At 68.1% G+C, this 12,749-nt stretch carries 10 protein-coding genes; 6 read left to right on the forward strand and 4 right to left on the reverse strand.

The genetic code is table 11. From position 1 onward, the window contains the following. Together FURADRAFT_RS13635 and FURADRAFT_RS13640 are read right to left on the reverse strand one after the other, a co-directional pair. Positions 1 to 1,632, reverse strand: a complete 1,632-nt coding sequence (locus FURADRAFT_RS13635) for a methyl-accepting chemotaxis protein (RefSeq protein WP_008954752.1) — start codon at positions 1,630 to 1,632, stop codon at positions 1 to 3. Between the two features lie 115 nt (positions 1,633 to 1,747). Further along, entirely contained in the window at positions 1,748 to 2,179 is a 432-nt protein-coding gene (locus FURADRAFT_RS13640) for a DUF721 domain-containing protein (protein WP_008954753.1), read from the reverse strand. A gap of 170 nt (positions 2,180 to 2,349) precedes the next feature. On the opposite strand from FURADRAFT_RS13640, the gene secA reads away from it, so the two are divergent. The 3 genes from secA (at position 2,350) to FURADRAFT_RS13655 (ending at position 7,128) form a co-directional block, all read left to right on the forward strand. After that, positions 2,350 to 5,067 carry a preprotein translocase subunit SecA gene (secA, locus tag FURADRAFT_RS13645; RefSeq protein WP_008954754.1) on the forward strand — a complete coding sequence of 906 codons (2,718 nt, stop codon included), beginning with the start codon at positions 2,350 to 2,352 and terminating at the stop codon, positions 5,065 to 5,067. Between the two features lie 164 nt (positions 5,068 to 5,231). Then, entirely contained in the window at positions 5,232 to 6,005 is a 774-nt protein-coding gene (locus FURADRAFT_RS13650; protein WP_008954755.1) for a 3-hydroxybutyrate dehydrogenase, read from the forward strand. Positions 6,006 to 6,207: 202 nt separating this feature from the next. Continuing rightward, positions 6,208 to 7,128 (forward strand): bestrophin family protein, encoded by a 921-nt coding sequence (locus FURADRAFT_RS13655; RefSeq protein WP_008954756.1) that lies wholly within the window; start codon positions 6,208 to 6,210, stop codon positions 7,126 to 7,128. A 133-nt stretch (positions 7,129 to 7,261) separates the two neighbouring features. On the opposite strand, the gene aspA is transcribed toward FURADRAFT_RS13655, so the two are convergent. Next, a complete protein-coding gene (gene aspA / locus FURADRAFT_RS13660) occupies positions 7,262 to 8,665 on the reverse strand; it encodes an aspartate ammonia-lyase (RefSeq protein WP_008954757.1) in 1,404 nt (467 codons plus the stop codon). Positions 8,666 to 9,036: 371 nt separating this feature from the next. Beyond that, entirely contained in the window at positions 9,037 to 9,948 is a 912-nt protein-coding gene (locus tag FURADRAFT_RS13665; protein WP_008954758.1) for a LysR substrate-binding domain-containing protein, read from the reverse strand. 143 nt (positions 9,949 to 10,091) lie between these two features. Here FURADRAFT_RS13665 and FURADRAFT_RS13670 point away from each other — a divergent pair, with 143 nt between their 5' ends. From FURADRAFT_RS13670 to FURADRAFT_RS13680, 3 genes are all read left to right on the forward strand, one after another. Beyond that, a complete protein-coding gene (locus tag FURADRAFT_RS13670; protein WP_008954759.1) occupies positions 10,092 to 10,514 on the forward strand; it encodes a hypothetical protein in 423 nt (140 codons plus the stop codon). A 248-nt stretch (positions 10,515 to 10,762) separates the two neighbouring features. After that, complete coding sequence (locus FURADRAFT_RS13675; RefSeq protein ID WP_236261591.1) at positions 10,763 to 12,280, forward strand: sensor domain-containing diguanylate cyclase; 1,518 nt, start codon at positions 10,763 to 10,765, stop codon at positions 12,278 to 12,280. A 241-nt stretch (positions 12,281 to 12,521) separates the two neighbouring features. Continuing rightward, positions 12,522 to 12,701, forward strand: coding sequence for a DUF3460 family protein (locus FURADRAFT_RS13680; RefSeq protein WP_008954761.1), 180 nt, complete (start codon positions 12,522 to 12,524; stop codon positions 12,699 to 12,701). Positions 12,702 to 12,749: the final 48 nt, after the last annotated feature.

Below are 12,749 nucleotides of genomic sequence, written 5' to 3' on the forward strand. Positions count from 1 at the left end.
TCAGACGCGGAAGCGCCGTACGCTGTGGCCGAGCTGGTGCGCCAGTTCGACCAGCTGCGTGACGCCGCCGGCGAGGCTTTCCGCCACCGCCGCGCTCTGCTCGGCGGCACCGGCCACGCACTCCATGCTGCCGGCGATGTCGCGGCTGGCGACGTGCTGTTGCTGCATCGCGCTGGCGATGCCCTGCGCCTGGTCGCGCGAGGCCTGCGCCGCGGTCTCGTTGCGCTTGAGGCCGTCGCCCACGCTCTCGACGTAGCGGCGGCTGCTCGCCAGCGCCGCCAGGCCTTCGGCGATGGACGCTTCCAGGGTGTGCGACTGGCTGTCGAGCAGCAGCGTGACGCGGTCGATCTCGTTGGCCGAAGCCGCCGACTTTTCCGCCAGCTTGCGCACCTCGTCGGCCACCACGGCGAAGCCGCGCCCCTGCTCGCCGGCGCGCGCCGCCTCGATCGCGGCGTTGAGCGCCAAGAGGTTGGTCTGGTCGGCGATGTCGCGCACCTCGCTGGTCATGCCGGCGATGTCGCGGCTCTTGGCGAGGAAGGCGCCGACCAGCTCGGCGGTGCGGCCCACCACCGCTTCCACCCGCCCCACCTCGTCCACCAGGGTGGCGAGCTGCGCCGTGCCCTGGCGGCTGCTCGCCAGCGCATGGTCCGCCGCCTGGTGCATGGCGTCGCTGACGTCGGCCACCGAAGCTACGCTGACCGACAGCTCCTCGATGGAACCGGCCGATTCGGCCGAGGCCCGCGACTGCTCGCGCGCCGCGCCCAGGAGCTGCGCCGACATCTGCGCCAGCGTCTCGGCCAGCCGCTCCAGTTCGCCAGCGCTGTGTTGCACCGTCGCCACGCTGCTGGCGAGGTTGCCGCTCATCTGCTGCATGGCGCCCAGCACCTGGCCGGTCTCGTCGCGTCCTGCGGGCGGCAGCGTGACACTGAGGTCGCCGCCGGCGATGGCGCGTACCGCGCCGACCATGCGCCGCATCGGCACCGTGATGCCGCGGGTGATCAGCCAGCCGGCCAGCAGGCTCAGCAGGATGATGCCGCCGCCGGCGCCAAGGCCGATCCATTTGGCCTGGGCGTAGGCCCGCGCGGCGTCGTCCAGCGCGGCGCGCGTCCTGGCCTGTTCCGCGGCGATCAGCGCTTCCAGCGCCTCGCGCCAGGGGCGCACGGCGGGGATCAACTGCGCGTTCATCACCGCGATGGCGCCGGGCACGTCGTTGGCGAGCCCGAGCTGCATCATGCGGTCGATCACCGGTTCGGCCTGGCGGCGCTGGCGGGCCGCCTGCTCCAGCAGCGCCCGCTCCGCGGCGCCGGGGGTGTAGCGCTGCCAGTGTTGCTCCAGTTCGTGCAGCGTGGCGTCGTAGTCGAGGCGTGCCGTGGCCATCTTGGCGACGGCCTGACGCTTGCTGGGCTCATCCGGAAACATCACCGCGTCGCGGTAGACGGTGCGCTGGCTTTGCAGATTGTAGGTAAGGCGGGTGGTCAGCTCGACGGTGCGGTTGTGGTCGAGCGCCACCTCGTCGAGATGATCGCGCAGCCGGCTAAGACCGGTGAGCTGGACCGCCAGCAGCAGCGCCACCAGCAGGGTCATGCCGCCGAAGCCGAGTGCCAGCCGCTGGCCGATACGGAGATGGTTCATTTTCTTGAAGAGAGCCTGAAGCAAACAAAGAAAATGATTCTGGCATGCGCGGGCGCTGCGCCGGTTGACGCAGGTCAAGGGGGCGGTCTGGTCGGCGGGAGTGCGGCGGAAGGACTCAGCCGCGGCGGTGGTGCGCCAGCAGTCGCGACAGCGCCGCGCTCACCAGCGGGTTGCTGACGCTGGCGGCGGCTTCCTCGATGCGCTCGAGCGCCGCCGGGCTGATCGCCAGCGCCTTGGGCGGCTTGACCGGCGGCTTGAAGCGGATGTCGACCTTGACGCGGATCTTGCTCGCCGGGTAGCCGCGGTCGGTCAGCGCCGGCAGCAGGCCCGGGCCGATCATCTTCAGCCGCGCCGCCACCACGCCGTTGTCGGCGTACACCACCAGCTCGCCGTCGCGGATGCGCACCGCGCGGCAGTAGTCGGAGAGGGGCGCCGGCAGCAGGCGGCGAAAGGCCGTGTCCAGCGCCATCAGCGCCTTGGCCTCGCTGGCCAGGCGCGACAGGCGGCTGTCCTGGCGGGCGATGTCGCGGAAAGAAAGACTGCTCATGGCGCGAATTCTAGCCGATTGCCGCCATGATGGGCGATTCGCGGCGCGTGCGACCGGTTTTTCCGGGGTTCCCTTGACGCGCCACAACTTTGCCCCCATTACGTGGTCAGTGCTTGTGCTACACTTTTCCCCATTTTTCCGGCCCGCTTGGCCTCTGGATTCGAAAACCGATGATTTCCACGCTTCTCAAGAAAGTGTTCGGTAGCCGTAACGACCGGCTGCTGAAGCAATACCGCCAGGTAGTGGCCCGTATCAACGCGCTGGAAGACGGCCTGCGCGCGCTGTCGGACGAAGACCTCGCCGGCAAGACCCCGCACTTCCGCCAGCGCCTCGCCAGCGGGGAAAGCCTCGACGCGCTGCTGCCGGAAGCCTTCGCGGTGTGCCGCGAGGCCTCGCGCCGGGTGCTCGGCATGCGCCACTTCGACGTGCAGCTGATCGGCGGCATGGTGCTCAACGACGGCAAGATCGCCGAGATGCGCACCGGCGAGGGCAAGACCCTGGTCGCCACGCTGCCGTCCTACCTCAACGCGCTCACCGGCAACGGCGTGCACGTGGTGACGGTCAACGACTACCTGGCCAGCCGCGACGCCGGCATCATGGCCAAGCTGTACAACTTCCTCGGCCTGACCGTGGGCGTGAACCTGTCGCAGATGCCGCACCACCTGAAGCAGGAAGCCTACGCCGCCGACATCACCTACGGCACCAACAACGAATTCGGCTTCGACTACCTGCGCGACAACATGGTGTTCAGCACCGAGGAGAAGGTGCAGAAGAAGCTGGCCTTCGCCGTGGTCGACGAGGTCGACTCGATCCTGATCGACGAGGCGAGAACGCCCTTGATCATCTCCGGCCCGGCCGAAGACAACGTCGAGATGTACCAGCGCATGAACGTGGTGCCGCCGCTCCTGGAGCGTCAGCAGGAAGAAGAGGGCGAGGGCGACTACTGGGTGGACGAGAAGGCGCACTCGGTGCTGCTGTCCGAGCGCGGTCACGAGCGTGCCGAAGAGATCCTGACCCAGATGGGCCTGCTGAAGGAAGGCGACAGCCTGTACTCGGCCACCAACATCACGCTGATGCACCACCTGATGGCCGCGCTGCGCGCCCACGCGCTGTACCACCGCGACCAGCACTACGTGGTGCAGGACGGCGAGATCATCATCGTCGACGAATTCACCGGCCGCCTGATGCCGGGCCGCCGCTGGTCCGAGGGCCTGCACCAGGCCGTCGAAGCCAAGGAAGGCGTGACGGTGAACCGCGAGAACCAGACGCTGGCCTCGATCACCTTCCAGAATTACTTCCGCCTGTACGGCAAGCTGTCCGGCATGACCGGCACCGCCGACACCGAGGCGTTCGAGTTCCAGAGCATCTACAACCTGGAAACCGTGGTGATTCCGACCAACAAGCCGATGATCCGCAAGGACGCGCACGACAAGGTCTACCGCACCGCGCAGGAGAAGTACGACGCCATCCTGGCCGACATCAAGGACTGCCACGAGCGCGGCCAGCCGGTGCTGGTCGGCACCACCTCGATCGAGAACTCGGAGCTGATCGCCGCCCTGCTGAGCCAGGCCAAGCTGCCGCACAACGTGCTGAACGCCAAGGAACACGCGCGCGAAGCCGACATCGTGGTGCAGGCCGGCCGTCCCGGCGTGATCACCGTCGCCACCAACATGGCCGGTCGCGGTACCGACATCGTGCTGGGCGGCAATCCGGAGCCGGAAATCCGCGCGGTCGAGAACGACGAGAGCCTGGCCGAACAGGACAAGACCGCACGCATCGCCGCCATCCGCAGCGAGTGGTCGCTGCGCCACGAGCAGGTGCTGGGCGCCGGCGGCCTGCACATCGTCGGCACCGAACGCCACGAGTCGCGCCGCATCGACAACCAGCTGCGCGGCCGTTCCGGCCGCCAGGGCGACCCGGGTTCCTCGCGCTTCTACCTCAGCCTGGAAGACCCGTTGCTGCGCATTTTCGCCTCCGACCGCGTGTCGGCGATCATGGAGCGCCTGAAGATGCCGGTGGGCGAAGCCATCGAGCACCCCTGGGTGAGCCGTTCCATCGAGAACGCCCAGCGCAAGGTGGAAGGCCGCAACTTCGACATCCGCAAGCAGTTGCTGGAGTACGACGACGTCGCCAACGACCAGCGCAAGGTGATCTACCAGCAGCGCAACGAAATCCTCGACGAGGAAGACGTCAGCGCCATCGTCACCAATATGCGCGAGGGCGTGCTGTCCGACCTGGTCGACCTGCACCTGCCGCCGGAATCGATGGAAGAGCAGTGGGACCTGCCGGGGCTGGAGAAGACCCTGGAGAGCGAGTACCAGCTCGAGGCCCCGGTGGCGGACTGGCTCAAGGCCGCGCCCAACCTCGACATCCCGGAAATCCGCGAACGCATCATCAAGCAGGCCGAGGCGATCTACCAGGCCAAGGTCGAGCTGGCCGGCGAGCCGGCGATGCGTCAGTTCGAGCGCTCGCTGGTGCTGCAGATGCTGGACAACCACTGGCGCGAGCACCTGTCGTCGATGGACCACCTGCGCCAGGGCATCCACCTGCGCGGCTACGCCCAGAAGAACCCCAAGCAGGAGTACAAGCGCGAGGCCTTCGAACTGTTTGCCGACATGCTCGAGCGCATCAAGAAGAGCGTGGTCAGCGTGCTGATGACGGTGCAAATCCGCAGCCAGGAAGACATGGACGCGGTCGAGCCGCACGAGCTGCCGGAGGTCGAACTGCAGCACGCCGAGCCGGGTTCGGCACTGGCCGCGGCGGACGACGAGAACAATCCGTACGCGCCGGCGGCACTGGCGGCGCAGGGCCTGCGCATCGGCCGCAACGACCCGTGCCCGTGCGGCAGCGGCCAGAAGTACAAGCAGTGCCATGGCCGCCTGGCCTGAGAGGTCGATCACCGCTGAGTCAGCGGGCTCGACCTGAGCGCAACAACAACGCGCCCGATGCTGCATCGGGCGCGTTTTTTCTTGCCTTGGCCGGCGCCGCCCTCGCTTAGCCACTGGCGCGATAGCGGCTAAGCTTGAGCCATCGCCACGAGAGGAGATCGTCCATGACCCGCACCGCCTTCATCACCGGTTCCACTTCCGGCATCGGCCTGGCCGTCGCCTGCCGTCTCGCCGCCAACGGCTGGGCCATCGGCCTGCATGGCCTGGCGACTCCCGCGCAGCGCGACGAGGCGCTGGGCATGGTGCGCCAGGCCGGCGCCGCCGACGCCGCGTTCTTCGACGGCGACCTGCGCGACCCCGCCGCGGTGCAGGGGTTGGCCGAAGCGGTGCAGCGCTGGCGTCCTGTCGACGTGCTGGTCAACAACGCCGGCATGCAGCACACCGCGAGCGTGGCGGCGATGCCGGCCGAGCTGTGGCAGGCCATCCTCGCCGTCAACCTGTCGGCCGCGTTCTTGCTGATGCAGGCGCTGCTGCCCGGCATGGCGGGGCGCGGCTGGGGGCGCGTGGTCAACATCGCCTCGGTGCACGGGCTGGTGGCATCGGTCAACAAGGCGCCGTACGTGGCGAGCAAGTTCGGGCTGGTCGGGCTGACCAAGGTGGCGGCGTTGGAATACGCGCAGAGCGGGGTGACGGTGAACGCGATCTGCCCGGGCTGGGTGGAAACCGCGCTGATCGAGCCGCAGATCCAGGCGCGCGCGGCCGCCTTCGGCGGCGACCGTGACGCCGGCCTGAAGGCGCTGGTGCTGGACAAGCAGCCGTCCGGACGCATGAGCCAGCCGTCCGACATCGGCGAGGCGGTGGCGATGCTCTGCGGCGACTGGGCGCACAACCTGACCGGGGTGGCGCTGCCGATCGACGGTGGCTGGAGCGCGCAGTAGCGGCCATCGCGCTACGTTGGCCGAAGCGCGTTGCCCTGCGTCTTCGGCCAACCTGACTGCCCCGGCCGCAAGGCTGTGGACAACTCTGTGGATGGCCTGAGGGTAAGCTGTGGAGCGGCGGTGGATGGTCAATGCGACCAATGTTGCAGTGCACGAAAAGGCGATCCGGGGCTAGAATGGCGCTTTGCCCGCTGAACCCGCCATGATCGTCCGTCCTGCCTCGCCCTCCACTTTCTCCCTGTTATTTTCGATGCGCGGCTCGGTGGTGCCGGTGGTGTGGCGCCGCGTGCTGTTCACCGTCGGTGTCGCGGTGCTGGTGACGGTGGTGCACGGCACGCTGGGGCCGCTCAAGATCACCCTGACGCCGACGCCGTTTTCGCTGATCGGCCTGACCCTGGCGATCTTCCTCGGCTTTCGCAACAGCGTCAGCTACGACCGCTTCTGGGAAGCGCGCAAGCTGTGGGGCGAAGTGCTGGTGGTGACGCGCAACCTCGGCCGGCAGACCCTGACGCTGGTCGACCATCTCGAGGCGGAAGAGAAGAAAGTCCTGCTGTACCGGCTGGCGGCGTTCGCCCATGTCCTGCGCCACCAGCTGCGCGGCAGCGACCCGTCCGCCGACCTGGCCCGGCTGCTGCCGGCCGGCGAGTGCGCCGCGGTGCTGGCGCAGCCCAACCGCCCCAACATGCTGCTCGAGCGCATCGGCGCCGCCTACGCCGCGCTGGGCCGCGCGGGACGGGTGTCGCCGCAGCTGCTGGCCAACATCGACGAGCAGATCTCGCTGCTGTCGCACGCCTACGGCGGCTGCGAGCGCATCCGCCACACCCCGATCCCCTACGCCTACATCCTGCTGCTGCACCGTACCGTGCACCTCTACTGCTACCTGCTGCCGTTCGGCCTGGTGGACAGCGTCGGGGTGATGACGCCGCTGGTGGTGGGCATCGTGTCCTACACCTTCTTCGGGCTCGATACCCTGGGCGACCAGATCGAGGACCCGTTCGATACCCTGCCCAACGACCTGCCGCTCAACGCGCTGTGCCACACCATCGAAAGCAACCTGCTGATGCTGCTGAACGAGCCGCTGACCACCGGACCACAGCCGGACGCCAGCGGCGTGCTGTTGTAAGACCTGCCCACCCGATCAGGGCCGGCGCGCTGCCTGACATCCTCCAAACAAAAAAAGGGTTGCCCCGGAGGGCAACCCTGCAAGTTCTGCCATGGAGGCAGGTCGCTTCACACTCCATCCAAGGAGATGTCGGTTACAGCGTGACCCAACGCGGTTGGGTCAGCGCGGCCGGGTTGAGCACGGCGTCGAGCTGGTCGCGGCTCATCAGGCCGCGTTTCAGCACGATGTCGTAGACGCCGCCGCCGCTGGCGTGCGCTTCGGCCGCCACTTCGGTGGCCGCGGCGTAGCCGATGTAGGGGTTGAGCGCGGTGACCAGGCCGATCGAGTTTTCCACCTGGCTGCGCAGGAAGTCGCGGTTGGCGGTGATGCCCTTGACGCAGTTGTCGGACAGCGTGCGGCAGGCCTGGGTCAGGTGGTTCACGCTGCGGAACAGGCTGTAGGCGATGACCGGCTCGAAGGCGTTCAATTGCAGCTGGCCGGCTTCCGCCGCCATGGTCACGGTGAGGTCGTTGCCGATCACTTCGTAGGCGACCTGGGTCACCACTTCCGGGATCACCGGGTTGACCTTGCCCGGCATGATCGACGAGCCGGCCTGGCGTGCCGGCAGGTTGATTTCACCCAGGCCGGCGCGCGGGCCGGACGACAGCAGGCGCAGGTCGTTGCAGGTCTTGGAGAGCTTGACCGCGACGCGCTTGAGCACGCCCGAGAGCTGCACGAAGGCGCCGCAATCCTGGGTGGCTTCGATCAGGTTGGGCGAGGTGATCAGCTCCAGGCCGGTCAGCGCCGACAGCTGGCGGCACACCAGGGGGACGTATTCCGGGTGGGCGCAGATGCCGGTGCCGATGGCGGTGGCGCCGAGGTTGATTTCCAGCATCAGGCGCGAGGCTTCCTGCAGGCGCTGCTCGTCCTCGCCCAGCATCACCGCGTAGGTCTGGAATTCCTGGCCCAGCGTCATCGGTACCGCGTCCTGCAGCTGGGTGCGGCCCATCTTCAGCACGTCGCCGAATTCCTCGGCCTTGGCGGCGAACGATTCACGCAGCTCGGCCATCGCGGCCAGCAGCTGCTGCACGCCCCAGTAGGTGGCCAGACGCAGCGAGGTCGGGTAGACGTCGTTGGTGCTCTGGCACAGGTTGACGTGCTCGTTGGGGTGCAGGTGGCGGTACTCGCCCTTGGCGTGGCCCATCAGCTCCAGCGCGCGGTTGGCGATCACCTCGTTGGCGTTCATGTTGGTCGAGGTGCCGGCGCCGCCCTGGATCACGTCCACCACGAACTGCTCGTGCAGCTTGCCGGCGCGGATTTCCTCGCAGGCGGCGACGATGGCGTCGGCGCGCGGGGCGTCCAAGAGGCCCAGCTCGCGGTTGCTCAGCGCGGCGGCCTGCTTGATGGCGGCCAGCGCCGCGATCAGGTTGGCGTAGCCGGCGATGGTCTGGCCGGTGATCGGGAAGTTCTCGATGGCGCGCAGGGTATGCACGCCCCAGTAAGCATCGGCCGGTACGTCGCGGTCGCCGAGCAGGTCGTGTTCGCTACGAGTAGTCATGGGTTTTGTCGTTGTCGTGTTGTGGTAAGGGACAGGGCGCACTGTAGGTGAGGGCGGTGCCGGCTGGCCAATTCCGAATGCCGATCGCGTCATGCTTTTTTTGCATAACCTGGGCGGCGGCGGCCCGGATACTGGCGCTGGGGGATAAAGGCGCAGGGCAGGGGGCGGCCTGCCCGGGGCTTGTCGGTGAGGCGGCGGCAGTGCGCAGGATGGGGGGAGACACCATGGCCTTGTGAGCGCTGTGCTGCCTTGCTCCGCCAGTGGCGGAGCTCGCCGGCGATAGGGGCGCCGTGCTTCACTCTTGCGACGCGAATCCCTGCGGACAGGCGCCGTTTGGGCAAGGTGTTGGGTTGTGGCGGGTGCGCCCGTTCTCAGATCGCCGGGTATTCGGTGGCGAGGTACTGCCAGAACGCTTCCAGCACCGGCCGGTTGCGCTTCTTGCTGCGATAGAGGCGCAGCTCCATGTCCACCCCCCAGCGCTCGTCGGCGGCCGGGGCGAGCTGGCCGTAGCGCACTTCGCGCGCCACCGCGCTTTGTGGCAGGAACGCCACGCCGTGCCCCTCCAGCACCATGTTCTTCAACCCCTCGGCCATGTCGGTCTCGTAGCGCAGGTGCAGATGGCAGGGTTCCGGCGCGTCGGCCAGGATCTGCTCGGTCATCAGCCGGAAGTAGGCGCTGGCGGCGTAGCCGAGGAAGGGCACGGGGGCGGCCGCGCTGCCGGGCAGGGCGAAGCGCGGCTGGCGCTGGCGGTCGGCGCGGGCGTAGGGGCGCAGCCGTTCCACGCCGAGCCGGAGCCCGAGGTAGCGGCCGTCTTCCAGTTCCACCGGTTGCTTGGGATGGTGGTAGCACATCAGGAGGTCGCTGCCGCCTTCGACGAAGGCCAGCAGGGCGTCGTGCACGTTGCTCGCCTGCAGCCGGCACGACAGTTGGCCGAAGCCCTGTTCCACTCGGCTCAGCCACTTGGGGAAGAACGAGAACGACAGCGTGTGGGGGACGGCGAACTCCAGCGTGTCTTCCGGCAGCGGACGCATGCCCTGCAGCAGTGCCCGGGTGGCGTGGATCTGGTTGAGCATGGCGGCGGCGTGTTCGCGGAACACCTCGCCGGCCGGCGTGAGCCGCGTCGGGTACGAGGTGCGGTCGATCAGCTCGGTGCCGATCCAGCCTTCCAGGGCGCGGATGCGGCGCGAGAACGCCGGCTGGGTCAGGTGGCGCGCCTGTGCCGAACGGGTGAAGCTGGCGGTTTCCGCCAGCACCAGAAAATCCTCCAGCCATCGTGTTTCCATGCTCGTGCTCCAGCGTCCGGGGCGGTGGGAAAGAACGGGGTGCATGGTAGCACCGTGATGAACGATTGGTGCGCGTGGCGGTCTGTTGCCTGTTGTCCGCTTGCGCGGAGCAAGATCGTGAACCGGTTCCACAGGAGTGCGCAATGAATCCACCCCACTTGACCCGTCTCTGCGCCGTCGTGCTGGCGCTGACGCTCGCCGCCTGCGCCACGCCCCAGACGGCGGGCGGCAGGCGTGCCGCCAGTCCGGCCCCGGCGCCCTCCGCCCAGGCCGCCGCCGTGCCGCCGGCACCGAGTACCGCCCCCGCGCCGCGCCTTGCCGCGGCGGCCGACTGCATCCAGGGCGGGGCGCAGAAATGGGGTATTCCCGCCAATTACCTGACGCGGCAGACCCGCGCCGATGGCGGCATCGTGCTGACCCTGGTCAATCCGTATTCCGGCAAGCGCGGCCTGAGCATCGAGTTGACGCCGGATGGCCGCCACACCGAGGCCAATCTGGATGAGAACGGCACCGTGGTTTCGGCAAAGTGGCGCGGGCTGGTGAGCCGCTGTACCGACGGCGCCTGACCCGGCCGGGCGCGTTTTCATGACGTGCAGGCAATGTGCCTGCCTGATCATGTCGTTGTCTTTAACGGTGCCGTTTGCGTGTTGGAAGCCGTGACGGCGCCCGGGGAGTCCGGTAGCATGTCGGCGCTCGCGGGACGGTCCGCGGCGTTCTGAACAGGGCTTCCCACGGGGGAGCCCTATGGTTTTTCTGCCTGCCGTTCCCCTGTTTTCCGATTCCGCCCCGTTCTCTTGTTGGCAACACGATGAAGATGAAATGGTTGTATCCGGCTGCCTTGCTACTCTGGTTGGTGCTGTGCGCACTGATCGGGGTGGCGTTCGCCAGCCGTGCCGTTCATCAGGCCGAAAGCGAATTGGAGCGCGTCACCGGACGGCTCGCCGAGGATATCGCGCAGCGCCTGAACGCCACCGAGGCGCAGCTCGACAGTTACGCCGGCTTCTCGACCTTTGGCCAGCATCACGGGGAGCTGACCGAGCACAGCCTGCTGCTGCGCCAGTTCAAGCGCCATCGCGCGATTGTGCTGGGGCTGCGCGTGCGGCGCGTGAACGAGGACGAACGCGCCGCCTTCGAGCGCGAGTTGAGCGCCCGCCGCGGGCGCCCCGTCGCCATCCACGGCTACGACCCGGGACGCCAGCCGCCGCGCTTCACGCTGGAGGGCGGCGGCTATTACCCGGTGGTATCGATGATGCCGGCCGGCGAGTTGCCGCCACCGTTCTCGCCGGCCTTGGGCATGGACGTCAGCCGCGTCGATTTTCTCTACGACGCCCTGCGCCAGTCGCAGCGGCGCGAGCTGCCGGCGTTGTCGCGTCCGTTCGCGCTGGGCGACGGCCGTCTGGGCTACCTGATCATCCGCCCCGCCGACGAGTTCGTGCTGCAGCCGGCGCCGGCGCTGTTGCCCGATCGCCAGTTCGTGGCGCTGGTGCTGCGCGTCGACGACCTGTTGCCGCGGCCCCTGAATCTCCCCCCCGGGATGCGGGTGCAACTGTGGCATCAGCGCTACGGCCAGCAGGACCCGCAAGGGCGCTTCCTCGATACCGGCCGCGTGGCGCGGGGGCCATTCGAGACGCTGCTGTTTCCGAGCCTGGAGTTGAGCCGCAGCACCGGAGGTTCGACCCCGAGCCTGATGCTCAAGGTCAGCTGGCAGCTGGGCTGGGCGCAGATCGGGCTGTTCGAGTGGCTGGTCATGGCGCTGTTGGCGCTGGTGCTGCTGGCGGTGCTGTTGTTCGGCGTCAACAACCTGCTGCGCTGCCATGTCGACCGGGTCGCGCGTGAGCAGGAGCTGTTCCATCTCGCCAACCACGACGCCCTGACCGGGCTGGCCAACCGCAACCTGTTCGAGGACCGGTTGCAGCATGCCATCCGCCGGGTACGGCGCAACGGCAAGCGCCTGGCGCTGCTGCTGCTCGACATGGACCGCTTCAAGCCGGTCAACGATACCTACGGCCACGCTGCCGGCGACCGTGTGCTGCAGCTGATCGCGGCGCGTCTCAACGAGGTGTTGCGCGGCGAGGACACCGTGGCGCGGCTGGGCGGGGACGAGTTCGTGGTGCTGCTCGAGGACGTCGACGCCGATGCCGACGTGGCGCAGGTGCTCGAACGGCTGCAGCTGGCCCTGCAGGAACCGTACGACATCGACGGCGGCACGGTGACACTGGGCGTCAGCATCGGCACCGCGTTTTATCCGCACGATGGCGACTCGATCGAGGAGCTGCTCGCGGTGGCCGACCGCACCATGTACAGCGCCAAGCAACGGGCGGCAGAGCGTTAGCGCTGCCAACGAGCGGCGCCGGCGCCCGCTCCCGCAGGCTGACGAGCTCAGGCCGGCTGCATGCCGCCGGCGCACAGAGCCGGCATGGGTGCCTGAGGATGTCGCTTCGCTGCGCCGCGCGCTCCGCCGCCGTCTGTCGGCGCTCACGATGGGAAGGCGTAGCCGCCTATATGGAACAGACACTTATCCACAGGCCGGTTTTTGCAGTACAATGCCCGCCAACGATCCGAGGAAAGCCCGCATGTACCAGTCCGAATTCACCGATTTCATGACCCAATTTCTCGATAAGAACCCGCAAGTGGACAGCGAGCGCCGCGAGCTGCGCCTGACCTGGTGGGACCGCAAGGTCGATCTCGACGACCAGCGCCGCTGGAAAGAGGCGCGCGTGCCGCAGAAGCCCTACGTCTACCAGCCGGAGTGAGCCTGTCCCGGTCGTTCCCCGCTACGCCCGTGTTCACGGGCGTTTTGC

It is taken from the genome of Pseudogulbenkiania ferrooxidans 2002 (assembly GCF_000174355.1).
Taxonomy (GTDB): Bacteria; Pseudomonadota; Gammaproteobacteria; order Burkholderiales; family Chromobacteriaceae; genus Pseudogulbenkiania; species Pseudogulbenkiania ferrooxidans.